Below are 25,837 nucleotides of genomic sequence, written 5' to 3' on the forward strand. Positions count from 1 at the left end.
GCGCCGGCAGCCCAAACTGAGCAAGAAGCCACGGACAGCGACCCGAACGCAGGGAGTGCCGGCGCGTGAACCTGAGAACTCGATTTCTCCTCCTCATCTCCGCGCTCATCGTGGTCGGCTCGGTATCCGCATGGGCGGTGTTCCATCATCTTGCCCGGCAGATCGTCATGCAGTGGGGACAACGCGTCGCCGACATCCAGGTGCGCTACGACCGCGCCCGCCTCCTGCAACCGCTCGAACGCGAGATCGCGCTGGCGCGGCAGATGGCCGACTCGCTCGTGCTCAAACGCTGGGCACGCTCGCCCGTCGATCCGGCGCTCGAAGCCGAGGCAGTGCGCGAAATGGAGAACTTCCGCCGCAACTTCAGCTCCGGCAACTATTTCGTCGCGCTGCGCACCTCCGGGGCCTATTACCACAACAACGCCGGGGACGAGTTCGCCGGCCGCCAGCTGCGCTACCACCTCGACCCCGCCAAACCCGCCGACGCGTGGTTCTACAAGCTCGTCCAGGTCGGGCCCGACTTCCACCTCAACGTCAATCCCGATGCCGAACTGGGCGTCACCAAGCTGTGGATCGACGTCCTCATCCGCGACGGCGACGAGATCCTCGGCGTGGTCGGCACCGGCATCGAGCTGACACGCTTTCTGGACGAGATCGTGGACCTGCACCAGGACGGCGTGAGCACGCTGTTCGCTGATCTTTCCGGTGCGATCCAGCTTCACCGCGACGCGAAGCTCATCGACTTCGCCAGCCTGGTCAAGCCGGAAGGGCAGAAGAGCCTGGCGGACCAGCTGCTCGATCGCGAGTCCGACCGCGTGGCACTGCGCGAGACGATGAGTGCCCTGGCGGCGTCGGGCGACGGCGTTCCGCGGGTCCTGGACCGCTTTGTCGAGTCCGGCGGGCGGCGGACCCTGCTCGGAATCGCCTTCGTGCCCGAGATCGGCTGGTACGAGATCACCCTGCTCGACCTCGACGTACTGATGCCGGTGGCAGCCCTCACCCCGGTCGCAGTCGCCTTCGTCCTCACCCTGCTGGTCGCGCTCGTCCTCGTCCATCTGGTCCTGCGTCGCCTCATTCTCGACCCTCTGGGCAGGCTGGAGCAGGCCATGCTGCGGGTGCGCGACGGCGACCTCAGCCCCGCGCCGCTGGCGCAGGCGAGTGGAGAGATCGGGCGTCTCACCCAGCACTTCGAGGCGATGGCGGGCGCGATCCGGGCGCACACCGCGGAGCTCGAGGCCAAGGTGCGCGAGCGCACCGACGCCCTGCACCGGCTGGCGCGGATCGATCCGCTCACCAACCTGACCAACCGCCGCGGCATGAGCGAAATGCTGGAGGCCGAGATCATCCGCGCGGAACGCCAGGCCAGCCGCTTCGGCCTGCTGTGGCTGGATGTCGATCACTTCAAGGAGATCAACGACCGCCGCGGCCATGGTGCCGGCGACGAGGCGCTGACGAGGCTGGCGCGTGTCCTGGAAGGATGCCTGCGCCCCTACGACCGCGCCGCACGTTGGGGTGGCGACGAATTCCTCGTGCTGCTCTCGCCTTGCGACGCGGCCACGCTGGAGGCGATCGCCCACCGCGTCCGCGCCGACATCGAGCACGGCAGCGCGGCCTGCGGCGAACGCGTCACGGTCACCATCGGCGCCTGCCTGGCGGAACCGGGCGAGACCCTCGGCGTGGTGCTGCAGCACGCCGACGATGCGCTCTATCGTGCCAAGGACGCCGGGCGCAACCAGGTCGTGATCGCCGCCCGCTGAAACCGAGCGCCCCACTCCACCAGGCCGCCGCCGGTGCGCTCGAGACGGCCGCCCCCCGCGGCATCGCCTTCCTCAGCGCTGGCAGCGACCCGCGATGCCGAGCCCGCCGGAGAGCGCGCGGTCGGTCTCGGCGATCCACTGCGCGATGGCAAGCGCCAGCCGCTCGGTCGCCGCACGGAAGGCGCTCGCCCCACCGCTCGCATCGGCCGTCGTGGCCGGCTCCGCCACGACGAGCGAAGCGCTGGCGATGACCGCGGCGCCGCGCACCGGCAGCAGGGCGAAGCGAGCCAGGAGACGAGCCTCGCTGCGTTCGCCCGCGGTGAAGACCTGCTCGAACTCGTCAAGCTGGACCTGCAGCCGGCACCCGCCCCCCTCGCCGGCACCGAGCGTGCGCTCCAGCACGAGTCCGAGCATGGCGGGAGGTGGAGCGGCCCAGCGGTTGTCGGCATAGGCGCGGCGACGCCCTGGATCGACCCGGGCATCGCGATAATGCATCGTCGTCGTCTGCAGCCAGGGGGGCGAGGACACCGCCACCCGCGCGGGCGCGAGCCCGTGGGCGAGCGCGGCGCGCTCGCCGGTGCCGAGATCGTAGGTCGTCGCCGCACGCGGACGCTCGGGGAGCACCTGGCAGGCGGCCACCAGCAGCGCGGTCGCGATACACGCGGACAGGCGCGGCAGGACGCGGTGGCAGTCGGGATGACGTGGCTGCATTCCTTTCTCCCTTCGGCTCATCGGTCGCTCCCCGCAAAGCCCTCGTGGCCCGCCTCACCGGGCCCGGGCAGAGGACGGTCGCGCCCGGTCAGCAGGAGCTGCGGCGAGGCGTCGAGCTCCTCGACCAGGTGGCCGAAGCGTTGCGAGGTGCTCGTGAGCTCACCGAGCAGGACATCGAGCTGCGGCAGCGTGCGCTCGACGAGGTCGTCCCCTGCGGCGGCGGCGCGGAGCTCCAGACGCGCGGCCGCCTGATCGATGCGGACGATCAGGCGGCGCAGCTCGGCAACGGCGGGCACGGCTTCGGCCGAGCCGCGCTCGAGGTTCCCGAGCACGGAGGTGATGCGCGCGATGTTCCCGGCACTCAAGGCGGCCCGCAGCGCGGCCAGGGTCGCCGGCAGTTCCGCCACCCCGCGATCGACGCCCGCGGCCGCTGACTCCAGGCTGGCCAGCGCCCCCTGCAGGCGCTCGCCGAGCGCCTGGAACTGGTCGAGGGCGGCGAGCGCCCGCCCGGAGAGCGCCTCCACCAGCCCGGGTTGCAAGGCGATGCGCGGCACCTCGCCATCGGCGGCAGCCAAGGGCCGGCGGTCCACCCCGCGATCGTCGAGCTGCACGAAGGCCAGGCCGGTCACGCCCAGCGTGCCGAGCGCGGCGGTGGTGCCGCGGGTCAGGGGCAGATCGGCGGGCACCGCGATGCGCACCAGCAGCGTGCGCAGGTCCTCGGGGTCGATCGCGACGGCGCGCACGCTCCCCACCGCCATGCCGCGGTAGCGCACGCGCGACTGTGCGCCCAGGCCGTTGATGTCGCCGCGTGCCTCGAGCACGATCTCGCGCATCGGCACGCGCTGGCCCGAAAACCACCAGATCGCGAACACGACGCCGGCACCGAGCAAGATTGCGAACAGCCCGGCGGCAAGCGCGTGGGCACGGTTTTCCATTTCAGCCTGCTCCTGCGCCGCGCGGCTGGCCGCAGCGCGCCTGCAGCCCACTGAAAAAGCGGGCGACGAAGGGGTGGTCGTAGGCGAGCGTGTCGGCGAGCGAGGCGTGGCTGACGATGCGGCGCTCGGCGAGCACCGCCACGCTCGTGGCCATCTGCGCCAGTGTATCGAGATCGTGCGTGACCAGCACCACGGTGAGTCCGAGCTCGCGATGCAGCGCGCGGATCAGGCGGATGAAGCTCGCGCTGCGGTCGGGGTCGAGCCCGGCGGTGGGCTCGTCGAGCAGCAGCAACTCGGGCTCGAGCGCGAGTGCGCGCGCGAGCGCCACCCGCTTGATCATCCCGCCGGACAGCTCGGCAGGCATCAGTGGCGCATGCGCCGGCTCCATCTCCACCATCGCCAGCTTGAGGGCGACCAGGCGGTCGATCTCCGGCCGGCTGATCACGCCGAGCTCGCGCAGCGGAAAGGCGATGTTCTGCGCCACGCTGAACGCCGAGAACAAGGCGCCGTGCTGGAACAACACCCCCATGCGGCGCTGGCGGGCGAGCCGCGCGGCCGCCCCGCCGGCATCGAGCGCCTCGCCGAACACCTCCACCCGGCCGGCGGCGGGCCGGCTCAGCCCGACGAGGTGGCGCAGCAGTGTGGTCTTGCCACTGCCCGAGCCGCCCACGAGGGCGACGATGTCGCCCGCGCGGATGGTGAGGTCCAGCCCCTCGTGCACGATATTGCGCCCGAAACGGGTGACGATGCCTTCGAGGCAGACCACGGCGTCGCTCGTCGCCCGCTCGCTCACAGCGGCAGCCCGATCGAACGGGTGGCGATCGCGAACACCGCGTCCACCAGGATCACCACCGTGATCGCCGCCACCACCGAGGCGGTGGTGTTCGCGGACAGGCTCTCGGTGTCGGGCTTCACCCGCAAGCCGAAATGGCAGGCCACGAGCGCGATCAGGAAACCGAACACCGCCCCCTTGGCGAGCCCGATGTAGAGGTTGGCCACCGGCACCGCATCGGGCAGCGCCCGCAGGAAGAACTGCAGCCCGATGCCGAGCTCCACCCAGGCCGACACCCAGCCGCCGAAAAGGGCGATCGCCGAGGTCCACAACACCAGCAGCGGCATCGCGAGGGAAAGCGCCACCACCTTGGGCAGCACCAGGCGCAGGCTGCGCGAGACGCCCATCGCCGCGAGCGCATCGATCTCCTCGGTCACCCGCATCACCCCGAGCTGCGCCGTCATCGCCGAACCGGAGCGCCCCGCCACCAGCACCGACACCAGCACGGGGCCGAGCTCGCGGATGATGCCCATGCCGAGGATGTTGACGATGAAGGCGTCCGCGCCGAAGGTGCGCAGCTGCAGCGCGGACAGATAGGACAGCACCACACCGATCAGGAAGCCGACCAGGGCCGAGACCGGCATCGCCTTGACGCCTACCTTGTGGAGGTTTGCCGAGATCTCCAGCAGCGGCCAGTCGCGTGGATGGTGCAGCAGGTGGCCGAGATCGAGCACGAGACGACCGAGGAGCGCGACGAAGCCGGAAAGATGGCCAGCGAATGCGAACAGGCCCTTGCCGAGCAGCGCCACCGCGTCGAGCGCGGAAGCGCGCGGCGGCTCGGGCAGCGCACGGGCGGAGGCGTTCTCGATACGGCCGATGATGGCGCGCTGGGCGTCATCGGCCTCGAGCGCCGCAGGCCAGCGTCCGCCCCAGGCCTGCCACAGCAGCAAGGCGCCGAAGCTGTCCATGCGGCGCACCGCGCGCAGCGACCAGCGCGCGTCGGGAGGCACCGTGGCCAGCGCCCGGCGCAGCGTCGGGAGGCACTCGTCGAGACCGCGCAGGGTCCAGTCGCCGGCGAGGCGGATGCCCTCGGCTCCGGCCGTGAAGACCTCGTCGAGCACACGCCCTGCCATCTGCGCTCAGGCCACAGGCGTGCGCAGGCTGAGCGCCCGGATGTAGAGCGCGCGCCCGAGACCCTGCCACTGGCGCTGCTCCTCGTCGAGCGCGGCCGCGGTGAGCGGCAGCTTCTGCAGCCAGCCCGGCGCGGCGGTGAGGCTGAAGCCGCGGCCCTCGCGACGCAGCGTGACGGGCGGCAGGCCGCGCGCGTCGCGGGCGCGGTGGATCACCACCGCCAGGCGCATGCAGGCGATCAGCAGCCAGTCCACGCTGCCAGGGTCGATCGAGGCGACACGTTCGAGCTTGCCACGATGCGCCAGCACCAGGCGCGCCAGGCGGGCCTGGTCCATGCGCGAGAAACCGGGCATGTCGGCGTTGCCGACAATGTAGGCGCTGTGCTTGTGGTAGCTCGAGTGCGCCACCGAGATGCCGATCTCGTGCAGCATCGCCGCCCAGCGCAGGAAGCGGTGGTCGTCGTGCTCGGGATCGGCGGTCTCCGGCTCGAGCTGGGCGAGCAGGTGGCAGGCCGTGTCGGCGACCTGCTGGGCCTGGCGCAGGTCGACGCCGTAGCGCCGCACGAAGGCGCTTACCGTGGCGTCGCGCAGATCGTGGTGGTGGTAGCGACCGAGCAGGTCGTAGAGCACGCCCAGGCGCAACGCACCTTCGGAGAACACCATGTGCTCGAGCTCGAACTCCTTGAAGATCGCGCTCATGATCGCGAAGCCGCCCAGGATGACGGGCAGGCGGTCGCCCTTGAGGCCGGCGAGGTCGATGTTGTCCAGGCTGCCGGCGCGCAGCAGCAGCGCCTTGAGCTTCTCCAGGCCCTCGCGGGTGATCCCGCTCGCCGACAGGCCGTTCTGCTCGAGGATCTCCACGATCGCCTTGGCAGTGCCGCTCGAACCCACCGCTTCTTCCCAGCCGGCCTCGCGGTAGGCCGCCGAGATCGTCTGCAGCTCGCGGCGGGCGGCGAGTTCGGCCTCCTTGAAGGCGCGCTTGTCGATGCGGCCCTCCGGAAAGTAGCGCAGGCTGTAGCCGACGCAGCCCATGTAGCGCGACTCCAGCAGCTGCGACTCGAAGCTCTTGCCGATGATGAATTCGGTCGAACCGCCGCCGATGTCGACCACCAGCTGCTGGCGGTGCGGATCCGGCAGCGTGTGTGCGACGCCGACGTAGATCAGGCGGGCCTCCTCGCGGCCGGCGATGATCTCGATCGGGAAACCGAGCGCGGCCTCGGCGCGGATCAGGAACTCGGGCGCGTTCTTGGCCACGCGCAAGGTGTTGGTCGCCACGGCGCGCACCCGGGTGGGCGGGAAGTCGCGCAGGCGCTCGTGGAAGCGCTGCAGGGCGCCGACCCCGCGCTGCTGCGAGGCGAGGTCGAGCATCTTGTCGGGCGACAGGCCGGCGGCCAGGCGCACCGCCTCCTTGAGACCGTCGAGCGGATAGATCTGGTCGTTGACGATGCGGCCCACCTGAAGCCGGAAGCTGTTGGAACCGAGGTCGATTGCGGCGATCAGATCTTGCATGGTTTTGTCGGCGGCTGGCACCCGCGGGGCGCCGGAACCCTGGATTCTAGCACCCCGCAAAAGGCTTCCGAGCCGCGCCGGCATGGCGCCGGGGAAGGCCCCGCGGGCGCGGCCCGACGTCATCAAACCGAAATGGAAATGTCACATAATCGCGAGCGAACTTCCGCGCACAGGAATCCCGAATGCCCGTCGACCGCATGACCCTGAACTACCCGCCCGAGCACTTCCTCAACCGCGAGCTTTCGCTGCTGCAATTCCAGCGCCGCGTGCTGGCGCAGGCCGCCGACCCCACCGTGCCGCTGCTCGAGCGCCTGCGCTTCCTGTGCATCGTGTCGAGCAACCTGGACGAGTTCTTCGAGATCCGCGTCTCCGGCATCAAGGAGCAGATCCGCATCGGCAGCCGCAAGTCGGGTGAGGACGGGATCGCGCCCGTCGAGCTGCTCGAGCGCGTCAGCGACGAGGTGCACGAGATCATCTCCGAGCAGTACCAGCTGCTCAACGGCGACATCCTCCCGGCACTCGAGAAGGAAGGCGTGGTCTTCCTGCGCCGCAGCCTGTGGACCGAGGCCCAGCGCGCGTGGATCCACGACTACTTCATGCGCGAGGTCATGCCGGTGCTGACCCCGATCGGGCTGGACCCGGCGCATCCCTTCCCACGCGTGCTCAACAAGAGCTTGAACTTCGCCGTCGAGCTCGAAGGCCGCGACGCCTTCGGGCGCGACTCGGGCGCGGCGATCGTGCAGGCGCCGCGCGCGCTGCCGCGGGTGATCCGCCTGCCGCGCGAGCTGTGCGATCAGGAGTACGGCTTCGTGTTCCTGTCCTCGGTGCTGCACGCCCACGTGGGCGAGCTGTTCTCGGGCATGAACGTGCTCGGCTGCTACCAGTTCCGCGTCACGCGCAACTCCGACCTGTTCGTCGACGAGGAAGAGGTCAAGGATCTGCGCGCCTCGCTCAAGGGCGAGCTGCAGCAACGTCACTTCGGCGACGCGGTGCGCCTGGAGGTCGCCGACAACTGCTCCGAGGAGATGGCGGGTTTTCTCCTGCAGCACTTCCACCTCACCCCCGACGACCTCTACCGCACGCCCGGCATCGTGAACCTGGTGCGCCTCATGCAGGTCCCCGACTGGGTCGAGCGCCCGGACCTCAAGTACGCACCCTTCGTGCCCGGCCTGCCCAAGGTGCTCGACAAACGCCGCCAGGTCTTCACCGCGATCCGCGGCGGCGACATCCTGCTCCACCACCCCTTCCAGAGTTTCGCCCCGGTGATCGAGATGCTGCGCGCGGCGGCCGACGACCCGCAGGTGCTGGCGATCAAGATGACTGTGTACCGCACCGGCACCGACTCGGTGCTGATGGAGCACCTCGCCCGCGCGGCGCAGAAGGGCAAGGAAGTCACCGTGGTGCTCGAGCTGATGGCGCGCTTCGACGAGGAGGCCAACATCACGCTGGCCAACCGCCTGGAAGAGGTCGGTGCGCACGTCGTGTATGGCGTGTTCGGCTACAAGACCCACGCCAAGCTGCTGATGATCGTGCGCCGCGAGGAAGACGGCCTGCGCCGTTATGTGCACATGGGCACCGGCAACTACCACCCGCGCACCACACGCTTTTACACCGACTTCGGCCTGCTCACCTGCAACGCGGAGATCGGCGAGGACGTCGCCACCGTGTTCAAGCAGCTCACCGGCCTGGGCAAGGCCACCGAGCTGCGCCACCTGTGGCAGGCGCCCTTCACCCTGCAGCCCAACGTGGTCGCGGCGATCCGGCGCGAGGCCGAGATCGCGCGCGCAGGCCGGCGCGGTCGGGTGATCGCGAAGATGAACGCGCTGCTCGAACCCGAGACCATCGAGGCGCTCTACGAGGCCTCGCAGGCCGGGGTCGAGATCGACCTCATCGTGCGCGGCCCGTGCGCGCTGCGCCCGGGCGTGCCCGGGCTGTCGGACAACATCCGCGTGCGCTCGGTGATCGGCCGCTTCCTCGAGCACCACCGCATCTTCCACTTCCACGCCGACGGCGCCGAGCACATGTACCTGTCGAGCGCGGACTGGATGGACCGCAACTTCTTCCGCCGCATCGAGATCGCCTTCCCGGTGCTCGACCCGCGCCTCAAGCGCCGCGTCATGAAGGAAGGCCTGCGCCCCTACCTCGGCGACAACTGCCAGGCCTGGGACATGCAGGCAGATGGCAAATACCGCCGCAAGCACCCGCGCAGCATCCGCCGCGCGGCGCAGCTCATCCTGCTGAAGGAGCTCGCGGCGAGCAGCTGAGGCGTCGATATGGGAAGGCGTGCTGCGCGAGTCGGCGATGGGGGGGCGCCGCTGAAGCGCTCGCCGGACCAAGCCCGATACTGCGCAAGCCCGCCGCAGGGCCGGGGGCGGCGCTCACTTGCGCTGAGCGTCGATGACGCCGGGCACCTCGCGCACCAGCGTGATCGCGCGCTGCACCTGCTTGATGCCGCCCACCTCCATGGTGAAGCGCATGTAGGCGGTGCCCTTCTTGGTGAGCGTGTTGACCGCGATGACGTTGAGCTTCTCGCGCGACAGCACCTCGGAGATGTCGCGCAGCAGTCCCTGGCGGTCGCTCGCCTGGACGTTGATGTCGACCTGGTAGAGCGCGTTGCGGGTGTCGTGCGCCTTCTCGCCCCACTCGGCCGGGATCACGCGCTCGGGGTGCTTGCGCGCGAGGTCCTGGAAGTCGGCGCAGTCGACGCGGTGGATCGAGATGCCGCGGCCGCGCGTGACGAAGCCCTCGATCGCATCCGGCGGCGCGGGCTTGCAGCAGCGCGACAGCGAGGTCATCAGCTTGCCCACGCCGACGATCAGGATCTTGTCCTGATTGTCGCCCGAGCGGCTGCGGCTGACCACGAACTCGGGTTCGGCCTCCGCCGCCGGCTCGGGGGCGCTGCCCTCGCGCAGCGCGGTCTGCATCGCGCGCGGGCCCACCTCGCCACGCCCGGCGGCCAGGTACAGCGCCTCGGCGTTCTTGAAGCCGAGGCGCTCGGCCAGGCCGTCGATGTTGGCCTGGCCGTGGCCGTCGCGCTGCATCTCCTTGGTGACGAAGCTGCGCCCGCGCGAGAGGATCTCCTCCTCGTCCAGTTGTGCGAAGTACTGCTTGATCTTGCTGCGCGCACGCGAGGTGGCGACGTAGCCCTGGCGCGTGTCCAGCCAGTCGCGCGAGGGGCCGCCCTCCTTGGCGGTGACGATCTCCACCGTCTGCCCGCTCTCCAGCTGGGTGTTCAGGGGTATGAGGTGGCCGTCGACCTTGGCGCCGCGGCAGTGGTGGCCGACGTCGGTGTGCAGGCGGTAGGCGAAGTCGACCGGCGTGGCGCCGCGCGGCAGATCGACCACCCTGCCCTGCGGCGTCAGCACGTAGAGCGTGTCGTCGAGCGAGGCGCGCTTGAGCTGCTCCACCCAGTGCGCCGCATCGGTAACCTCGTCGCGCCAAGACAACAGGCTGCGCAGCAGCGCGATCTTCTCGTCGTAGTCGCCGCCCTGCCTGGCGCCTTCCTTGTAGCGCCAGTGCGCGGCCACGCCGAGCTCGGCGTGCTTGTGCATGTCGAAGGTGCGGATCTGCACCTCGAGCGCGCGCCCGTCGCCCGCCAGCACGGCGGTGTGCAGCGACTGGTAGTTGTTGCCCTTGGGCTTGGTGATGTAGTCGTCGAACTCCTTCGCGATCGGCTGCCACATCTGGTGCACGATACCCAGCACCGTGTAGCAGTCCTTGATCTCGGGCACCAGCACGCGCAGCGCGCGGATGTCGAAGACCTGCGAGAAGTCGAGCCGCTTCTTGCGCATCTTGTTGTAGATGCTGTAGATGTGCTTGGCGCGGCCGGTGATCTCGGCCTCGATTCCGACCGCGGCGAGCTCGCTCTTCAGGCGCTCGATGGAGTCGCGGATGAACTGCTCGCGCTCCACCCGACGCTCGTCGAGCATCTTCGCGATGCGCTTGTAGGTGTCGGGCTCGATGAAGCGGAAGGAGAGATCTTCCAGCTCCCACTTGATCTGCCACACCCCCAGCCGGTTGGCGAGCGGCGCGTAGATGTCCAGGCTCTCGCGCGCGACCTCGACGCGGGCCTCGCCCGGCAGGTCGGTGTAGAAGCGCAGGGTCTGGGTGCGCGAGGCCAGCCGCACCAGCACGACGCGGATATCCTCGACCATCGCCAGCAGCATCTTGCGCAGGACTTCGGTCTGCGCGCGGATCTCGGGCGCGCTCGCGCTGGTGGTGAGGCGGGTGAGCACGCGCAGGCCGTTGAGCTTGTGCAGGCCGCGCACCAGCGCGGTGATCGCCGGACCGAAGCGCGCCTCGATCTCCTCGGCGGGGGCCTCGAGTTCCTCCCAGGCTGCGAACAACAGCGCGGCCACGCGCGTCTCGGCGTCCAAACGCAGCGAGGCCGCGATCAACGCGGCACCGATCGCGTGCGTCCAGGTCGGCTCGCCGGTGCCGAGCACCTTGCCCTCGTAGAGGTCGGCGATCCATTCGAGCGCGGCTTCGATGTGCTCGCGTTCGGTCGGCTCCAGGCCGGCCGCGAGCAGATCGATCGGAGGGGCGGTGTCGCCCTGGGAGATGGCGTGGGTGACGGATACCATGGGTGCAATTATCCCACATCGGGCAGTCCATCGTGCTGCATGCCCGTGCTCGCAGCCCCTTCGCCGGGTGCGACTCCCCGGGTCAGCCGCGCCGGCGCGGCGTCTCGAAGGTGGTGAGCATGCCGCGCAGCAGGGCGACCTCCTCGCGCTCGAGGCGCACGCGGTTGAACAAGCGCCGCATGCGCGGCAACAGGCGCTTGGGGTTGGCAGGATCGTGGAAGCCGCTGGCGGTGACCGCACGCTCGAGGTGCGCCATGAAGCCCTCGAAGTCGGCATGCGTGGCCGGCTCGGGCTGCGGGTCGGCGGGCGCGGCGGCGTCGCCGAGCGCGGCCATGCGCAGCTCGTAGGCCAGCACCTGCACCGCCGCGCCGAGGTTCAGGGAGGAGAACCCGGCGTCGGTGGGGATGGTCACCGGCAGGCTGCACAAGGCGGCCTCCTCGTTGGTGAGCCCGCTGGTCTCGTTGCCGAACACCAGCGCGACGGCGCCGTCCTGCGTGCGCCGCACCAGCTCCAGCGCCGCGTCGCGCGCCTGCAGGCGCGGCAGCGAGAGTTCGCGCCGGCGCGCGGTCAGCGCCGCGGAAAAGACCGTGTCGGCGAGCGCCTCCTCCAGCGTGCCGACCACCCGCGCGGCGTCCAGCAGGTCGGCCGCGCCCGAGGCGCGCGCGGTGGCGACCTCGTCGGGAAAGGACTCGGGCGCGACCAGCCAGAGCTCGCGCAGGCCCATGGTCTTCATGGCGCGCGCGGCGGCGCCGATGTTGCCGGGATGGGTGGTACGGGACAGCACGACGCGGATGCGGTCGAGCGCGAGGGGGCGATTCATATTAAAATTCCGCGTTTTCCGAATTTGCCGGGCTGCCTGCCCGGAACGTGGCCCGGCGGTCGCGCGGCGGCTCGATGAAGCGGGCGGCGGCGCGCGCCCGAGGCACGTGGCAGGCCCCGATTCTTTAACCGAGACCGCTCCGCATGCATCCCACCCTGAACATCGCCGTCAAGGCCGCCCGTCGCGCCGCGTCCGTCATCAACCGCGCGTCGACCCAGCTCGATCTGCTGACCGTCCAGTCCAAGTCGCCCAACGACTTCGTCACCGAGGTCGACCGCGCCGCCGAACAGGCGATCATCGAGGTGCTGCGCGACGCCTTCCCGGGGCACGGGATTCTAGCAGAGGAGTCCGGCGAGTCCGGACCCGAGAGCGAATACACCTGGATCATCGACCCGCTCGACGGCACCACCAATTTCATCCACGGCATGCCACAGTACGCGGTCTCGATCGCGCAGGCGAAGAACGGCGTGCTCGAGCACGCGGTGGTCTACGACCCCAACACCAACGAGATGTTCACCGCTTCGCGCGGCGCCGGCGCCTTCCTCAACGACCGCCGCATCCGCGTCTCGCGCCGCACCCGCCTCAACGAGGCGCTGATCGGCACCGGCTTCCCCTTCCGCCAGTTCGACCACGTCGACGCCTACCTGGCGATGTTCAAGGAACTCACCCAGAAGACCGCCGGCATCCGCCGCCCGGGCGCCGCCTCGCTCGACCTCGCCTACGTGGCGTCCGGCCGCTTCGACGGCTTCTGGGAGATGGGCCTGTCGCCCTGGGACATGGCGGCCGGCGTGCTGCTGATCCAGGAGGCCGGCGGCCTGGTGTCCGACCTGTCGGGCGAAGCCAACTACCTCACCACCGGCAACCTGGTTGCCGGCACGCCGAAGATCTTCGGCCAGCTGCTGCCGATCATCCAGGCCTGGCGCCCGGCCAACCTGCGGGCCTGAGGACCGAGAAAACGCGGCCCGCTAGCCGGAACCCGGCGCGCGCAGGGTGAGCGTGTCGCCGCGCTGGGTAAACTCCAGGTGACGCAGCGCCGACATGCCGAGCAGCACCTCGTCGCCCTGCATGCCCGGGTTCAGGTGGCCGGCCACGTCGCGGAACTCGAAGGGGCCGAAGGCGAGGCGCGGGATGCGCGTCTGGCGCACCGTGACCGCGCCGTTGGCGGTCAGCACCGAGGCCGGCGCGCCCGCCTGCAGCCCAAGCTCCGCGGCGAGGCGCGCAGGGACCGACACCTGCGTCGCGCCGGTGTCGAGCAGCAGGCGCACCGGACGGCCGTTGATCTCGCCGGGCAGCAGGTAGTGCCCGGCGCGGTTGCGCTGCAGCACCAGCTCGCTGGCGCCGGGGGCGACCACGAGATTACGGTTGGGGTCCTCGCGGCGCTCGAGCGCGCCGTCGAAGCTCACCCAGCCCAGCGCGAGAAAGGCGAGCGTCGCCAGCAGGCCCAGCCTGCGGCCGATGCGGCGGGTGTCGGCGTCGGGTGTGTTCAAGTCGGTCTTTCCTTCGATCCACGGTGATAATCCTGCCTTTGCTGACGACAGCACGGCAACCGGGAGGTTTCTTCAGTTGGCAATCCGCAAGCCGCCCTTCGGCGACACGGCCATCCGCCCCGCCGCGCTGAGCGAGGCCGAGATCGGCGCCCACACTCCGATGATGCAGCAGTACCTCCGGATCAAGCAGCAGCATCCGGACACCCTGCTCTTCTACCGCATGGGCGACTTCTACGAGCTCTTCTTCGACGACGCCGAGAAGGCCGCGCGCCTGCTCGACATCACGCTCACCACCCGCGGCCAGTCGGGCGGCAAGCCGATCCGCATGGCGGGCGTGCCCTTCCACGCGGTCGAGCAATACCTCGCGCGCCTGGTCAAGCTCGGCGAATCGGTGGTGATCGCCGAGCAGGTGGGCGAGCCGGGCGCGAACAAGGGGCCGATGGAGCGCGCGGTGAGCCGCATCGTCACCCCCGGTACGCTCACGGACGCCGCGCTGCTCGACGACCGCCGCGACTCCTTGCTGCTCGCCGCCAGCCTGCACCGCGGCGTGCTCGGGCTGGCCTGGCTGAATCTCGCCAACGGCGACTTCCGCCTCATGCAGTGCCCATCGGACGCACTGCAGGCGCAGTTCGAGCGCCTGCGCCCGGCCGAGGTGCTGGTGCCCGACGGCCTCGCCCTGCCGCTCCTCGACACCCTCGCCCCCGCGCTGCGCCGCCTGGCCGACTGGCAGTTCGACGCCGAGACCGGCACGCGGCTGCTGACGACCCACTTCGGCACGCGAGACCTCGCCGGCTTCGGCGTCGAGGACCTGCCGGTGGCACTCGGCGCCGCCGCGGCCTTGTACGACTACGCCCAGGCCACCCAGCGCCAGACGCTCTCCCACGTCACCGGCCTCGTGGTCGAACGCGAGTCGGAATATCTGCGCCTGGACGCCGCAACCCGGCGCAACCTGGAGCTCACCGAGACCCTGCGCGGCGAGTCCTCGCCCACCTTGCTGTCGCTGCTCGATACCTGCGTGACCAGCATGGGTTCGCGCTGGCTGCGCCATGCGTTGCACCACCCGCTGCGCGAGCGCGCCGAGCCCGCCGCGCGCCATGCCGCGGTGGCGGAGCTGGTGGGTACGGTCGAAGGCGAGATGAGCGAGCACACCGGCGCAGCCCCCGGCGGCTTCGCGCTCGGTGGCCGCGACGGCCGCATCGCCTTCGCGGTGCGCAGCGCGCTGCGCGGCGTGGCCGACGTCGACCGCATCACCGCCCGCATCGCGCTGCGCAGCGCGCGCCCGCGCGACCTCTCGGCGCTGCGCGAGAGCCTGCTGCGGCTGCCCGAGCTCGCCGCCGCGCTCGCACCCTGCCGGGCGCCGCTGCTCGCCGAGATCGTCGGCGCGCTCGCCATCGCCCCCGAGCCGCTCGCCCTGCTGCAGCAAGCCATCGCCGCCGAGCCCGCCGCCATGGTGCGCGACGGCGGCGTGATCGCCCCCGGCTTTGACACCGAGCTCGACGAACTGCGCGGTATCCAGACCAATTGCGGCGAATTCCTCATGGCGCTGGAGACCCGCGAGCGCGAGCGCAGCGGCATCCCCGGGCTCAAGGTCGAGTTCAACAAGGTGCACGGCTTCTACATCGAGGTCAGCCGCGCCAACGCCGACAAGGTGCCCGACGACTACCGCCGCCGCCAGACGCTGAAGAACGCCGAGCGCTACATCACGCCCGAGCTCAAGGCCTTCGAGGACAAGGCGCTGTCGGCCAACGAGCGTGCGCTGGCGCGCGAGAAGACGCTCTACGACCAGGTGCTCGAGGTGCTCGCCGCCCACATCCCGGCGCTGCAGCGCATCGCGCGCGCGCTGGCCCTGCTCGACGGCCTCGCCGCGCTGGCCGAGGCCGCGCTGCGTTACGGCTACGTACAGCCACGCTTCCTGGAGACACCCGGGCTCACCATTACAGGCGGCCGCCATCCGGTGGTCGAGCGCCAGGTCGAGAGCTTCATCCGCAACGACGCCCGCCTGGCCGCCACGCGCCGCATGCTGATGATCACCGGCCCCAACATGGGCGGCAAATCGACCTTCATGCGCCAGGTCGCGCTGATCTGCCTGCTCGCCCATGTCGGCAGCTTCGTGCCGGCGGATGCCGTCGAGCTCGGCCCGCTCGACGCCATCTTCACTCGCATCGGCGCCTCCGACGACCTCGCCTCGGGGCGCTCGACCTTCATGGTCGAGATGACCGAGGCCGCCGCCATCCTGCACGGCGCCACCGAGCGCAGCCTGGTGCTGATGGACGAGATCGGCCGCGGCACCTCGACCTTCGACGGCCTCGCGCTCGCGTTCGCGATCGCCCGCCACCTGCTGGAGAAGTCGCGCGCGCTGACACTGTTCGCCACGCATTATTTCGAGCTCACCCGGCTCAACGCCGACTATCCCGAGTGCGCCAACGTGCATCTGGACGCGGTCGAGCACGGCCACCGCATCGTCTTCCTGCACGCGCTCGAGGAAGGCCCGGCGAGCCAGAGCTACGGCATCGAGGTCGCCGCGCTCGCCGGCATCCCGGCCGCGGTGATCCGCGACGCCAAGCGCCGGCTGCGCGCGCTGGAGAACCGCGAGATCGACGCCGGCCCGCAGGCCGACCTCTTCGCCGCCCTGCCCGAGCCGGAGGACGCGCCGCTGTCGCACCCGGTGCTCAGCGCGCTCGCCGACATCGACCCCGATGCACTGAGCCCGCGCGAGGCGCTGGAACGCCTCTACGCCCTCAAGCGCCTGGCCGGAGACCGCAACACATGAACCCGCCGATCGACATCTCCGAAGAAGCCGGCGTGCGCTACCTGCACTTCGGCTCCGACTGGATCCAGGGCGCGATGCGCATCCGCAAGCCGTACGCACTGGAACTCGCCTACACCCGCGAGATGATGGCCGGCCTGCTGCTGCGCGACGGCCTTGCCGCCGACGGCGGGCACTGGCCGCGCAAGGTGCTGATCATCGGCCTCGGCGCGGCCTCGCTGGCGCGCTTCGTGCATCACCACCTGCCGCAGGCCAGGATCCGCGTGGTCGAGATCGCTCCCGCGGTGGTGGCCGCGGCACGCCAGTTTTTCAAGCTGCCGACGGAGGATGCGCGCTTCTCGGTGCACCTCGGCTGCGGCGCCCAGTTCGTGCTCGAGCACGACGAGACCTGGGACTACGTGCTGGTCGATGGCTTCGACCGCAATGCGCGCGCCGGCGTGCTCGACACCGAGCCCTTCCACCAGGCCGTGCGTGCGCGCTTGTCGGCGCGCGGCATCATGGCGGTGAACCTCTTCGGCCGCGCGCGTGGCTACAAGGCCAGCCTGCAGCGCATCGTGCGCGCCTTCGATGACCGCGCGCTCGCCTTTCCGTCCTGCGACAGCGGCAACGTGGTCGCCTTCGGCGCGGCCGGCGAGCCGATCGAACGCAGCGTCGAGGAACTGCGCGAACGCGCCCGCCAGCTCAAGGCCGAGACCGGACTCGACCTCCTGCCTACAGTGACGCGCCTCGAAGCCGCGGGGGAACTCCCGGGCGGCGTGCTGCGCATGTGAGCCGCCCGCTCGCGACTTGCGTCGATCCGGCGCGCGTGCTCGAACGGCCCCATGGCCAGAACCCGGCAGCCCGCGTTATTGTCCACCCGATCGGATGTCCGTGCATCCGCAACCCGATAAGCTGCAAACCATGAACACTTTTCTGATCACCCTGCTCGTCGTCGGCCTCGTGATCCTGGCCATGGCGGTTGGCGTCCTTTTCGGGCGCAAGCCGATCTCCGGCAGCTGTGGCGGGCTCGGCTCGATGGGTCAGGACTGCGAGTTCGGCTGCAAGAAGCCGTGCTCGAAGCGCCAGGCCCGCATGATGGCGGCGCAGGCCGAACAACCACACTGATTCCCCGGAGACATGATGCTCGGCTCCCTTCTCGTCAAGGACTATATGGTCGGCGACCACCTCGCCTTCTCGCCGGACACCGATCTGCTCAAGGCGGTCCGTCTGCTGCTCCAGCGCGGCCTCTCCGGAGCGCCGGTGGTCGACGAAAACCGACGCCTCATCGGCTTCCTCTCCGAGAAGGACTGCCTCAAGGCGGCGTTGGACGCCTCGTATTTCCGCCGCGACGAAGGGAAGGTGGAAGACTTCATGAACCGCGACGTCGTCTCGATCCGCGCCAGTGCCAGCCTGATCGACGCGATCGAACTCTTCCTTGCCAGGAACCACCACATCCTGCCGGTCGTCGAGGGCGCGCGCCTGATCGGGCAGATTTCCCGCCACGACATCCTCAAGGGCCTGGAGAAGGTCCGCCGCGACGAACGCTAGCCTTCAGCGTCCTCGTGCACGAAACCGGTGCGCTGCGGGGCACCTGCGGAGCGATGCGAGTCGCGAGCGGGCGCTTCCATGGCGCCGTCGCAGATCCCATGCGCCCTGATCACGACTTGCATCGCCTTCCATGAGCGCCGGCGCACGCTCCCGCATCTGCAGGGGCGTGGCAAGTCACGGCGGGCTCAGCCGCCAGGCGCTCATCCCGCCGACGCCGGCTCCGGAGGCAACCACAAGCACAGCCCCTTGTTCGCCTTTGCGATGTCGGCGAGCGCTGCATCGTGGGCGGCGCATTCGTCGGCGCTCGCACGCAACACCCGGACCGCGGCGCGCAGCACGGGCGCGCCCTCGCTGTCGGACTCCCGCGGCGCGGCTTCCTCGTCGAGCCCGATCATGAGACTTTCCTGGCCGCGCGTCATCGCCAGGAAGACCTCGGCGAGCAGTTCCGCGTCGAGCAGCGCGCCGTGCAGTTCGCGGTGCGCGTTGTCGATCTCGTAGCGGTCGCAGAGCGCGTCGAGCGAAGCCTTCTTGCCCGGGTTTTGCTCCTTGGCGAGCTTCAGCGTATCGACGACCCCGGCGCACAGCGCACCCAGCTTCGCGCGCCCGAGGCGCTCGAGTTCGGCATCCAGGAAGCCGACGTCGAAGCTCGCGTTGTGGATCACCAGCTCGGCGTCGCGCACGAAGTCCTCGAAGTCGGCGACGATATCGGCGAACTTCGGCTTGTCGGCGAGGAATTCCTCGGTGATGCCGTGCACCGCCACCGCCTCGGCGTCGATGCCGCGCCCGGGGTTGATGTAGACGTGGTAGTGGCGGCCGGTGAGGCTGCGGTCGAGCAGTTCGACGCAGCCGATCTCGATGACGCGGTCGCCGTTGCGCCAGTCGAGGCCCGTGGTTTCGGTGTCGAGGACGATCTGTCTCATTGCACGCTCCCGCTCAGCATTGCACCGCGGCGCCGGACTTGCGCACCGCGTCCACGCCGCGGCGCGCGAGCGCGTCGGCGCGTTCGTTCTCGGGGTGGCCATTGTGGCCGCGCACCCACAACCACTTCACCTGGTGGCGCGATGCCGCGTCGTCGAGCGCCCGCCACAGGTCGGCGTTCTTGACCGGCTCCTTCGAGGCCGTCTTCCAGCCCCGCGCCTTCCAGCCGTGGATCCACTCCGAGATCCCCTTCTGCACGTACTGGCTGTCGGTGTGAACTCGCGCCGCCACCGGGCGCTTGAGCGCGTCGAGGGCACGGATCACCGCGAGCAGCTCCATGCGGTTGTTGGTCGTCGCCGGCTCGCCACCCCAGATCTCCTTCTCGTGCGATCCGGAGCGCAGGATCGCGCCCCAGCCGCCGGGTCCGGGATTGCCGCTGCAGGCGCCGTCGGTATAGATATCCACTTCTTCCATCGTTACTGCATGTTCCTCGTCGAGCCGTCGCGCTGGGCGACCGGCGAAAGTCGTTTGGCCGCGGCCTTGCGGCCGCGCCAGTGGGGGGTGATCAGCCGCATGCCCTGCACCCGCTTGACCCCGTGCAGCAGATAGCCCGCGCCCAGCACCGGCCACCAGCGCGAGCCAGCGCGGTCGAGGCAGCCCCAGCGCTCCAGCCACTGCGGCGTGCGCAGCGGCGGGGCGTAACAGCCGAAGCGGCTCTCCTGGATCTCGAAGCCGAGCAGGTTGAGCCAGTCGCGGATGCGCATCGCCGAGCGGTAATGCCCGCTCCACGGCGCCTCCGCGCCGCGGCGCGCGATCAGGCGACGCAGGCCCCACAGGCTGAGCGGGTTGAAGCCGCTGATCACGACGCTGCCCTCGGGCACCAGCACGCGCTCGACCTCGCGCAGCACCCGGTGCGGGTGCGCGGAAAACTCGAGCACATGCGGCAGCAGCACAAGGTCGAGGCTGCCGGTGGCAAAGGGCAGCTCGTATTCGCTGCAGCGCAGGTCGCGACCCTGCGGGCCGCAATCGATCCGGCGCGGCATGCGATTGGCGCGCAGCAAATCGAATCCGGACAGCCCGAGCTGCACCGCGTGATAGCCGAAAATGTCCGCCACCAGGCGGTCCAGTCCGTCCTGCTCCCAGTCGAGCAGGTAGCGCCCCTGCGGGGTCTGCAGCCATTCCTCGAGCCGGAGGATTGACATCGGCACTCAGGTCCTCACAATTCGCGGGATGGACATTATCCCCGTTCCCGCCTTCCGCGATAACTATATCTGGCTCGTCCACGACGGCCGCCATGCCTTGGTGGTCGATCCGGGCGACGCGACCCCGGTCGAGGAAGCCCTGCGCGAGCACGGCCTCGTGCTCGGCGCGATCCTGGTCACCCACCACCACCCCGACCACACCGGCGGCATCGCCGCGCTGGTGGCGAGCCACCGTGTACCGGTTTACGGCCCCGCGCGCGAATCGATCGCGGGCGTCGTCCATGCCGTCTCCGACGGCGACGAAATCCACCTGCCCGCGCCCGCCATCGCGCTGCGCGTCCTCGACGTGCCCGGGCACACCGCCGGCCATGTGGCCTACGTCGGCATGGACATCGAGCCGGGCCTGGTGTTCTGCGGGGATACGCTCTTTTCCGCCGGCTGCGGCCGGCTCTTCGAAGGCACGCCGACCCAGCTCGAGCACTCGCTCGCCCGCCTGGCCGCCCTGCCCCCCGACACCCGGGTGTTCTGCACCCACGAATACACGCTGTCCAACCTGGCCTTCGCACGCGCGGCCGAGCCCGAGAACGTCGAACGCGACGCCTGGGCCGCGCACTGCGAGACGCTGCGCGCACGCGGCGAACCCACCCTGCCGAGCACCGTCTCCCGCGAGCTGGCGATCAACCCCTTCCTGCGCTGCGACCAGCCCGGGGTGATCGAGGCCGTCGCCGCGCACACCGGCAGCCGCCCGCAGGATGCGCTCGAATGCCTCGCCGCGCTGCGTGCCTGGAAGGACCGCTTCTGAGCCCCGATGACCTCTTCCGCTTCTTGTGCCGCCCAGCCCCGCGGCGGCCGCAGGCATGGCCCGCTGCTGGCCGTCTGCGCCTGCGCCCTCGCCCTTGCCGCCCTCGCCTCTCCCGCGTCCGCCCGTGACGTGACGGCGGCCCCGGCCACCCTCACCGCCAGCGACACCGCCGCTAGCGCCGCGGTAGCGACGTCCGCGCCCGAGACGGCGCGCGTGCTCACGCTCGATCTCACCCGCGACGCCAACGACATATGGGATCGCATCCGCCGCGGCTTCGGCATGCCCGACCTCGACAGCCAGCGGGTGATGGACCAGCAGAGCTTCTACCTCAACCGCCCGCGCTTCCTCAAGCAGGTCTTCGAGCGCGGCGGGCGCTATCTCTACTACATCGTCGACGAACTCGAGCGCCGTGGCATGCCGACCGAGCTCGCGCTGCTGCCGATGGTCGAGAGCAGCTACAACCCGATGGCCTACTCGCGCGCGCACGCTTCCGGCCTGTGGCAGTTCATCCCCTCGACCGGCAAGCACTACAACCTCACCCAGGACCACTGGGTGGACGAGCGCCGCGACGTGATCGCCTCGACCAACGCCGCGCTCGACTACCTGCAGCGCATCTACGAGATGCACGGCGACTGGCACCTCGCGCTCGCCTCCTACAACTGGGGCGAAGGCGCGGTGCAGCGCGCGCTCAAGCGCAACGCCGAGGACGGCCTGCCGCTCGAATACGAGCACCTGCGCATGCCCGACGAGACGCGGAACTACGTGCCCAAGCTGCAGGCGATCAAGAACATCGTCGCCGAGCCCGAGCTCTTCCACTTCGAGTTGCCCTACGTCGCCAACGAGCTGCACTTCGTCAGCGTCGAGGCACCGATCGGGGTCGACCTCGCCACCGCGGCGAAGCTCTCCGGCATGCCGCTGGACGAGTTCCTCGCCCTCAACCCGGGCTTCAACCGCCCCGCGGTGACCACGCCCGGGCAGATCTTCATCGTGCCCACCGACCGCGCCGAGCAGCTGCAGCAAGGCCTCGCCGAGCTCGACGAGGAGGACGGCGAATGGCGGATGCACGTGATGGCCGCGGGCGAGACCCTCGAGGCGGTCGCCGCCCGCCATGGCCTGAGCTCGGCCGAGCTGCGCAGGCTCAACGGCCTCGGCCCCGGCAGCCAGCCGGGCGAAGGCCATTCGCTGCTGGTGCCCGACGGCATCGACCCGGACGGTGCGCTCGAGGTGACCAGCCTGCTCCCGTTCGCCGCCACCGCCGCCCGCCAACCGGGCCTCAAGCTCAACACCAGCCAGGCCCGCAGCGGCGAGCCTCACCTCAAGTCGCCCAAGGCCAGGCCGCGCCCGGGCGAGAAGCGCAGCACCAAGCGCAGCAAGAAGCGCTGATCCTGGCGGCGGGGGCATGGAGTCCCGGGGCTCCCACCGCGCTTCGCGCCCCCCGCACAAGGAGCGACGCCAGTCGCGACTGCAGCGCCTCGACGAGCGCAGGCGCTTGAACGCTCGCGCGATCGCGACGCGCGTCGCTCCTGCAAGAAAACCGGTGTCAGCGGAGCGCGAGCGGCCAGTGGCAGCGCACGCGGTGGCCCTGGCCGAGGTCGGCGGGCGCGGGGTAGCGGATCCGGCATACGTCGGTGGCGTATGGGCAGCGCGGATGGAAATGGCAGCCGCTCGGCGGGGCGAGCGGCGACGGCAGCTCGGCCATGATCGTGCCGGGGGTCGCCGTGCTCCCGCCCGCAACGCCTGTGCCCCCCACGTCCGGTGCCGCGCCGCCCGCGCCCTCGATCCGCGGCACCGCCGCGAGCAGCGCGCGGGTGTAGGGGTGGGCGCGCACGCCGAGCACGCGCTCGATCGGGCCCTCCTCGACGATGCGACCGAGATACATCACCGCGACCTCGTCGGCGAGGTACTCCACCACCGCGAGGTTGTGGGTGATGAAGAGGTAGGCGAGGCCTTGCTCGTGCTGCAGCTCGCGCATCAGGTTGAGCAGCTGCGCCTGCACCGAAACGTCGAGCGCGCTGGTGGGCTCGTCGCACACGATCACCCGCGGCGCCACCGCGAGCGCACGCGCCACCGCGATGCGCTGGCGCTGACCGCCGGAGAACTCGTGCGGATAGCGCCAGCGCATCTCCGCCGACAGCCCCACACGCTCGAGCAGTTCGGTCACGCGGGCCTGGCGCGCGCGGTGGTCGGCGCCGACGCCGAGCGCAGCCAGGCCCTCCTCGATGATCTCGCCCACCCGCATGCGCGGATCGAGCGAGGCGAAGGGGTCCTGAAAGACCATCTGCACCGCACGCCGCAGGGGTTGCAGCGCCGAGAGCGGCAGTGCGTCGTAGCGCTCGCCATCGAGCCATAGGCGGCCGGCGGTGGGCTCGATCAGGCGCAGCAGGGCCTTGCCCACGGTGGTCTTGCCGCAGCCCGATTCGCCCACCAGCGCGAGCGTGCGCCCGGGCTGCAGGCGCAGGCTCACGCCGTCGACGGCCTTCACGTGACCGACGGTGCGGCGCAGGAAACCCTTGCGTACCGGGAAATGCACCGCCAGCTCGGCCACCTCGAGCACGCTCTGCGCCGGGCGTGCGGCGACGACATCGGCCGCACCCGCCGTCTCGCGCACGAACCGGCGCGGAATCGCAACGCCTTCGTACAGATGGCAGCGCACGGCCTGCGTGCCGACCGCATGCCAGACGGGGACTTCCTCGTCGCAGCGGTCGAAGGCGGCCGGACAGCGCTCCGCGAAGCGGCAGCCGGGGAAGTGGCGGTCGGGCGGCGGCACGCTGCCCACGGGCGCGTCGAGCGCGCCGCCGCGCTTGGCCGCCTCGGGCAGCGCGGCGAAGAGCTTGCGCGAATACGGATGCAGCGGCGTGGCGAAGAAGGCCTCGCGCGGACCGCTCTCCACCACCTGACCGGCATACATCACCCCCACGCGGTGGGCGACGCGCGCGACCACGCCGAGATCGTGGGTGATCAGCAGCATCGCCATGCCCTCGCGGCGCTGCAACTCGGCGAGCAGGTCGAGCACCTGGGCCTGGATGGTGACATCGAGGGCGGTGGTCGGCTCGTCGGCGATCAGCAGGCGCGGACGGCCGGCGAGCGCGATCGCGATCATCACGCGCTGCTTCATCCCGCCCGAGAACTGGAAGGGAAACTCCTGCAGCCGGCGCTCGGGGTCGGGGATGCCCACCGCTGCGAGCAGCCGACAGGCTTCGGCGCGCGCCGCCGCGCCGCGCAAGCCGTGGGCGGCGAGCGCCTCGGCGATCTGCGCACCCACGCTCATCACCGGGTTGAGGCTGGTGGCGGGCTCCTGGAAGATCATGCCGATGCGCCCGCCACGCACCCGCCGCATCGCCGCCTCGGGCAGCGCGAGCAGGTCCTCGTCGCCCAGGCGCACGCTGCCCGCGGCGATGCGGCCGCCGTCGGGCAGCAGGCGGGCGAGCGCGAGCGCGGTCATCGACTTGCCGCAGCCCGATTCGCCGAGCAAGGCGAAGGTCTCGCCCGCGGCGATGGCGAAATTCACCCCGTCGACCGGGCGGACCTCCTCGCCGTCGGTGCGCGCGATCGCCACGCCCAGTCCTTCGACGTGCAGCAGCGCAGCGGTCGCGGCTTCAGGGAGATCGGCGGGGAGCGGAGCGTTCATGCGCGTGGGACGACCCTTGCAGGGCCGCAGCAGATCGAGGCGGAGGAAGGCGGAGAGAGGCGAACGAGGCGCGGACGAGGCGGACGGCCCCTGACACGCACCACGCAGCCGCAGGTGCCGTCCACATGTCGAAAGGGCCGCTTGCGCGGCCCCGTCCTGACATCGGTGCAATCAGTGGTGGTGATGACCACCGGGACCATGCACATGGCCGTGGGTGATCTCCTCGGCGCTCGCCGCGCGCACCTCGGCGACGGTGACGTCGAACACCAGCGCCACGCCGGCCAGCGGGTGGTTGCCATCGACCACGACCTTGCCGTCGGCGATGTCGGTGATGCGGTAGATCATGTCTTCCTCGCCGTCCTCGGAGACGCGCTCGAAGCTCATGCCGATCTCGATGTTGTCCGGGAAAAGCTTGGCGTCCTCGACCAGGATCAGCTCCTCGTCGTAGTCGCCGAAGGCGTCTTCGGGCTGCAGCTTGACCTGCAGCTGCTCGCCGACCTTCTTGCCGTGCAGGGCCTCTTCGAGCAACGGAAAGATGCCATCGTAGCCGCCGTGCAGATAAACGAGCGGGTGCTCGCCGTCGTCGATCACCGCGCCTTCGGGGTCGCGCACGGTGTACTTCAGCGTCACCACGCTATTCTTGACGATTTCGTTTTGCATGCTGGTGTTCCAGTTCCTTGACCAATTCGAAAACCGCGGCGGCGTGGCCGCGGGGTGTCACATCGTAGAGCGCGTGGCGGATCCTGCCCTGCTTGTCGATCACGAAGGTCGACCGCCGCACGCCCATCTTCTTCATCCCGTCGACTTCGCGCTCATGCCATACGTTGTAGAGCCGGCACACCTCGGTGTCCGAATCGGAGAGCAGGCGGATCGACAATCCTTCCTGGTCGCGAAACTCGGCGTGGGTCAGGCAATCGTCCGGGCTCACGCCGACCACGATGCAGTCGTAGCGGGCGAACTCGTCGTCGTGGTCGCTGAAATCGGCGGCCTGACGCGTGCAGCCCGGGGTCTTGTCGCGAGGGTAAAAGTAGAGAACCACATTGTGCTTGCCGGCCACCGACGCGAGGTCGAAAATTTCCATGTCGGCATCCGGCAACGAAAACGCGGGGGCGATGTCTCCGCTCTGCAGCATGTGTTCTCCCTGATGTGGGCCGGATTCTAGCCGAGACCCCAGGCGAACACTACCGCCGGGACCGCAGGCTTCGGACTGGTCGAGCATGGGGGTCTCCTCCCTTTTCCTTGTCGTCGTGTCGGGTGCCGCGATGCGGCTCCGTGTCCAACGAATAGCC

At 70.2% G+C, this 25,837-nt stretch carries 23 protein-coding genes; 9 read left to right on the plus strand and 14 right to left on the minus strand.

Features of this window, described 5'->3' with window-relative positions; translation table 11 throughout:
• The first annotated feature begins 65 nt into the window (after window positions 1-65).
• Window positions 66-1,757 (plus strand): GGDEF domain-containing protein, encoded by a 1,692-nt coding sequence (locus tag PO78_RS09975; protein WP_040829006.1) that lies wholly within the window; start codon window positions 66-68, stop codon window positions 1,755-1,757.
• 72 nt (window positions 1,758-1,829) lie between these two features.
• Here the strand turns inward: PO78_RS09975 and PO78_RS09980 are convergent, their stop codons facing one another.
• From PO78_RS09980 to ppx, 5 genes are read right to left on the minus strand one after another with little or no spacing between them, the layout of a single operon-like run.
• Entirely contained in the window at window positions 1,830-2,468 is a 639-nt protein-coding gene (locus tag PO78_RS09980) for an ABC-type transport auxiliary lipoprotein family protein (RefSeq protein ID WP_043743447.1), read from the minus strand.
• A gap of 17 nt (window positions 2,469-2,485) precedes the next feature.
• On the minus strand, window positions 2,486-3,403 hold the full coding sequence (locus tag PO78_RS09985; protein ID WP_004308197.1) for an MlaD family protein: 918 nt from the start codon (window positions 3,401-3,403) through the stop codon (window positions 2,486-2,488).
• A 1-nt stretch (window position 3,404) separates the two neighbouring features.
• Window positions 3,405-4,196, minus strand: coding sequence for an ABC transporter ATP-binding protein (locus tag PO78_RS09990; RefSeq protein ID WP_040829008.1), 792 nt, complete (start codon window positions 4,194-4,196; stop codon window positions 3,405-3,407).
• Window positions 4,193-5,308: an MlaE family ABC transporter permease gene (locus PO78_RS09995; protein ID WP_004308200.1), complete on the minus strand. Its 1,116-nt coding sequence runs from the start codon at window positions 5,306-5,308 to the stop codon at window positions 4,193-4,195. The genes PO78_RS09990 and PO78_RS09995 overlap by 4 nt, the downstream gene beginning before the upstream one ends.
• A gap of 6 nt (window positions 5,309-5,314) precedes the next feature.
• Window positions 5,315-6,814 carry an exopolyphosphatase gene (gene ppx / locus PO78_RS10000; protein WP_004308202.1) on the minus strand — a complete coding sequence of 500 codons (1,500 nt, stop codon included), beginning with the start codon at window positions 6,812-6,814 and terminating at the stop codon, window positions 5,315-5,317.
• 182 nt (window positions 6,815-6,996) lie between these two features.
• On the opposite strand from ppx, the gene ppk1 reads away from it, so the two are divergent.
• Window positions 6,997-9,078, plus strand: a complete 2,082-nt coding sequence (gene ppk1, locus PO78_RS10005) for a polyphosphate kinase 1 (RefSeq protein ID WP_004308203.1) — start codon at window positions 6,997-6,999, stop codon at window positions 9,076-9,078.
• Window positions 9,079-9,192: 114 nt separating this feature from the next.
• On the opposite strand, the gene PO78_RS10010 is transcribed toward ppk1, so the two are convergent.
• Window positions 9,193-11,397: a RelA/SpoT family protein gene (locus PO78_RS10010; protein WP_012585459.1), complete on the minus strand. Its 2,205-nt coding sequence runs from the start codon at window positions 11,395-11,397 to the stop codon at window positions 9,193-9,195.
• Window positions 11,398-11,479: 82 nt separating this feature from the next.
• Window positions 11,480-12,217 (minus strand): RNA methyltransferase, encoded by a 738-nt coding sequence (locus tag PO78_RS10015; RefSeq protein WP_004308205.1) that lies wholly within the window; start codon window positions 12,215-12,217, stop codon window positions 11,480-11,482.
• A gap of 143 nt (window positions 12,218-12,360) precedes the next feature.
• Here PO78_RS10015 and PO78_RS10020 point away from each other — a divergent pair, with 143 nt between their 5' ends.
• On the plus strand, window positions 12,361-13,161 hold the full coding sequence (locus PO78_RS10020) for an inositol monophosphatase family protein (RefSeq protein WP_004308207.1): 801 nt from the start codon (window positions 12,361-12,363) through the stop codon (window positions 13,159-13,161).
• 21 nt (window positions 13,162-13,182) lie between these two features.
• Here the strand turns inward: PO78_RS10020 and PO78_RS10025 are convergent, their stop codons facing one another.
• Window positions 13,183-13,704: a retropepsin-like aspartic protease family protein gene (locus PO78_RS10025; RefSeq protein ID WP_004308208.1), complete on the minus strand. Its 522-nt coding sequence runs from the start codon at window positions 13,702-13,704 to the stop codon at window positions 13,183-13,185.
• Window positions 13,705-13,867: 163 nt separating this feature from the next.
• Between PO78_RS10025 and mutS the strand changes: the two genes are divergently transcribed.
• The 4 genes from mutS (at window position 13,868) to PO78_RS10045 (ending at window position 17,998) form a co-directional block, all read left to right on the plus strand.
• A complete protein-coding gene (gene mutS, locus PO78_RS10030; RefSeq protein WP_407083906.1) occupies window positions 13,868-16,474 on the plus strand; it encodes a DNA mismatch repair protein MutS in 2,607 nt (868 codons plus the stop codon).
• Window positions 16,471-17,241 carry a fused MFS/spermidine synthase gene (locus PO78_RS10035; protein ID WP_004328146.1) on the plus strand — a complete coding sequence of 257 codons (771 nt, stop codon included), beginning with the start codon at window positions 16,471-16,473 and terminating at the stop codon, window positions 17,239-17,241. The genes mutS and PO78_RS10035 overlap by 4 nt, the downstream gene beginning before the upstream one ends.
• 130 nt (window positions 17,242-17,371) lie before the next feature.
• Window positions 17,372-17,575, plus strand: a complete 204-nt coding sequence (nqrM, locus tag PO78_RS10040) for a (Na+)-NQR maturation NqrM (RefSeq protein WP_041589852.1) — start codon at window positions 17,372-17,374, stop codon at window positions 17,573-17,575.
• A 15-nt stretch (window positions 17,576-17,590) separates the two neighbouring features.
• On the plus strand, window positions 17,591-17,998 hold the full coding sequence (locus tag PO78_RS10045; protein ID WP_012585463.1) for a CBS domain-containing protein: 408 nt from the start codon (window positions 17,591-17,593) through the stop codon (window positions 17,996-17,998).
• A 200-nt stretch (window positions 17,999-18,198) separates the two neighbouring features.
• Here the strand turns inward: PO78_RS10045 and dnaQ are convergent, their stop codons facing one another.
• From dnaQ to PO78_RS10060, 3 genes are read right to left on the minus strand one after another with little or no spacing between them, the layout of a single operon-like run.
• Window positions 18,199-18,918, minus strand: coding sequence for a DNA polymerase III subunit epsilon (gene dnaQ, locus PO78_RS10050; protein WP_004320384.1), 720 nt, complete (start codon window positions 18,916-18,918; stop codon window positions 18,199-18,201).
• Between the two features lie 13 nt (window positions 18,919-18,931).
• Window positions 18,932-19,390, minus strand: coding sequence for a ribonuclease HI (rnhA, locus tag PO78_RS10055; protein WP_012585465.1), 459 nt, complete (start codon window positions 19,388-19,390; stop codon window positions 18,932-18,934).
• Between the two features lie 2 nt (window positions 19,391-19,392).
• Window positions 19,393-20,118: a methyltransferase domain-containing protein gene (locus PO78_RS10060; RefSeq protein ID WP_004320379.1), complete on the minus strand. Its 726-nt coding sequence runs from the start codon at window positions 20,116-20,118 to the stop codon at window positions 19,393-19,395.
• Window positions 20,119-20,146: 28 nt separating this feature from the next.
• Here PO78_RS10060 and gloB point away from each other — a divergent pair, with 28 nt between their 5' ends.
• Both gloB and PO78_RS10070 read left to right on the plus strand, forming a co-directional pair.
• Window positions 20,147-20,920, plus strand: coding sequence for a hydroxyacylglutathione hydrolase (gloB, locus tag PO78_RS10065; protein ID WP_004320376.1), 774 nt, complete (start codon window positions 20,147-20,149; stop codon window positions 20,918-20,920).
• Between the two features lie 6 nt (window positions 20,921-20,926).
• A complete protein-coding gene (locus PO78_RS10070) occupies window positions 20,927-22,303 on the plus strand; it encodes a transglycosylase SLT domain-containing protein (RefSeq protein ID WP_043743449.1) in 1,377 nt (458 codons plus the stop codon).
• Window positions 22,304-22,460: 157 nt separating this feature from the next.
• On the opposite strand, the gene PO78_RS10075 is transcribed toward PO78_RS10070, so the two are convergent.
• The 3 genes from PO78_RS10075 to PO78_RS10085 form a co-directional block, all read right to left on the minus strand.
• Entirely contained in the window at window positions 22,461-24,548 is a 2,088-nt protein-coding gene (locus PO78_RS10075) for an ABC transporter ATP-binding protein (RefSeq protein ID WP_004320371.1), read from the minus strand.
• 171 nt (window positions 24,549-24,719) lie between these two features.
• Window positions 24,720-25,208, minus strand: coding sequence for an FKBP-type peptidyl-prolyl cis-trans isomerase (locus PO78_RS10080; RefSeq protein WP_012585468.1), 489 nt, complete (start codon window positions 25,206-25,208; stop codon window positions 24,720-24,722).
• Window positions 25,183-25,680, minus strand: coding sequence for a peroxiredoxin (locus PO78_RS10085; RefSeq protein ID WP_004320365.1), 498 nt, complete (start codon window positions 25,678-25,680; stop codon window positions 25,183-25,185). Before PO78_RS10085 ends, PO78_RS10080 begins: the two co-directional genes overlap by 26 nt.
• Window positions 25,681-25,837: the final 157 nt, after the last annotated feature.

Source organism: Thauera sp. SWB20 (assembly GCF_000831325.1).
In the GTDB taxonomy this organism is placed as follows: Bacteria; Pseudomonadota; Gammaproteobacteria; order Burkholderiales; family Rhodocyclaceae; genus Thauera; species Thauera aminoaromatica.

What these genes read in the sequence shown, in the direction of transcription:
- mutS (WP_407083906.1), top strand. Translation starts at nt 13,868, where the DNA reads ATGCAGCAGTACCTCCGGATCAAGCAGCAGCATCCGGACACCCTGCTC.
- PO78_RS10045 (WP_012585463.1), top strand. Translation starts at nt 17,591, where the DNA reads ATGCTCGGCTCCCTTCTCGTCAAGGACTATATGGTCGGCGACCACCTC.
- PO78_RS10085 (WP_004320365.1), bottom strand. Translation starts at nt 25,680, where the DNA reads ATGCTGCAGAGCGGAGACATCGCCCCCGCGTTTTCGTTGCCGGATGCC.
- ppk1 (WP_004308203.1), top strand. Translation starts at nt 6,997, where the DNA reads ATGCCCGTCGACCGCATGACCCTGAACTACCCGCCCGAGCACTTCCTC.
- PO78_RS10035 (WP_004328146.1), top strand. Translation starts at nt 16,471, where the DNA reads ATGAACCCGCCGATCGACATCTCCGAAGAAGCCGGCGTGCGCTACCTG.
- PO78_RS10075 (WP_004320371.1), bottom strand. Translation starts at nt 24,548, where the DNA reads ATGAACGCTCCGCTCCCCGCCGATCTCCCTGAAGCCGCGACCGCTGCG.
- rnhA (WP_012585465.1), bottom strand. Translation starts at nt 19,390, where the DNA reads ATGGAAGAAGTGGATATCTATACCGACGGCGCCTGCAGCGGCAATCCC.
- PO78_RS10010 (WP_012585459.1), bottom strand. Translation starts at nt 11,397, where the DNA reads ATGGTATCCGTCACCCACGCCATCTCCCAGGGCGACACCGCCCCTCCG.
- gloB (WP_004320376.1), top strand. Translation starts at nt 20,147, where the DNA reads ATGGACATTATCCCCGTTCCCGCCTTCCGCGATAACTATATCTGGCTC.
- PO78_RS10070 (WP_043743449.1), top strand. Translation starts at nt 20,927, where the DNA reads ATGACCTCTTCCGCTTCTTGTGCCGCCCAGCCCCGCGGCGGCCGCAGG.
- PO78_RS10080 (WP_012585468.1), bottom strand. Translation starts at nt 25,208, where the DNA reads ATGCAAAACGAAATCGTCAAGAATAGCGTGGTGACGCTGAAGTACACC.
- PO78_RS09985 (WP_004308197.1), bottom strand. Translation starts at nt 3,403, where the DNA reads ATGGAAAACCGTGCCCACGCGCTTGCCGCCGGGCTGTTCGCAATCTTG.
- nqrM (WP_041589852.1), top strand. Translation starts at nt 17,372, where the DNA reads ATGAACACTTTTCTGATCACCCTGCTCGTCGTCGGCCTCGTGATCCTG.
- PO78_RS10020 (WP_004308207.1), top strand. Translation starts at nt 12,361, where the DNA reads ATGCATCCCACCCTGAACATCGCCGTCAAGGCCGCCCGTCGCGCCGCG.
- dnaQ (WP_004320384.1), bottom strand. Translation starts at nt 18,918, where the DNA reads ATGAGACAGATCGTCCTCGACACCGAAACCACGGGCCTCGACTGGCGC.
- PO78_RS10015 (WP_004308205.1), bottom strand. Translation starts at nt 12,217, where the DNA reads ATGAATCGCCCCCTCGCGCTCGACCGCATCCGCGTCGTGCTGTCCCGT.
- PO78_RS10060 (WP_004320379.1), bottom strand. Translation starts at nt 20,118, where the DNA reads ATGTCAATCCTCCGGCTCGAGGAATGGCTGCAGACCCCGCAGGGGCGC.
- PO78_RS09980 (WP_043743447.1), bottom strand. Translation starts at nt 2,468, where the DNA reads ATGCAGCCACGTCATCCCGACTGCCACCGCGTCCTGCCGCGCCTGTCC.
- PO78_RS09995 (WP_004308200.1), bottom strand. Translation starts at nt 5,308, where the DNA reads ATGGCAGGGCGTGTGCTCGACGAGGTCTTCACGGCCGGAGCCGAGGGC.
- ppx (WP_004308202.1), bottom strand. Translation starts at nt 6,814, where the DNA reads ATGCAAGATCTGATCGCCGCAATCGACCTCGGTTCCAACAGCTTCCGG.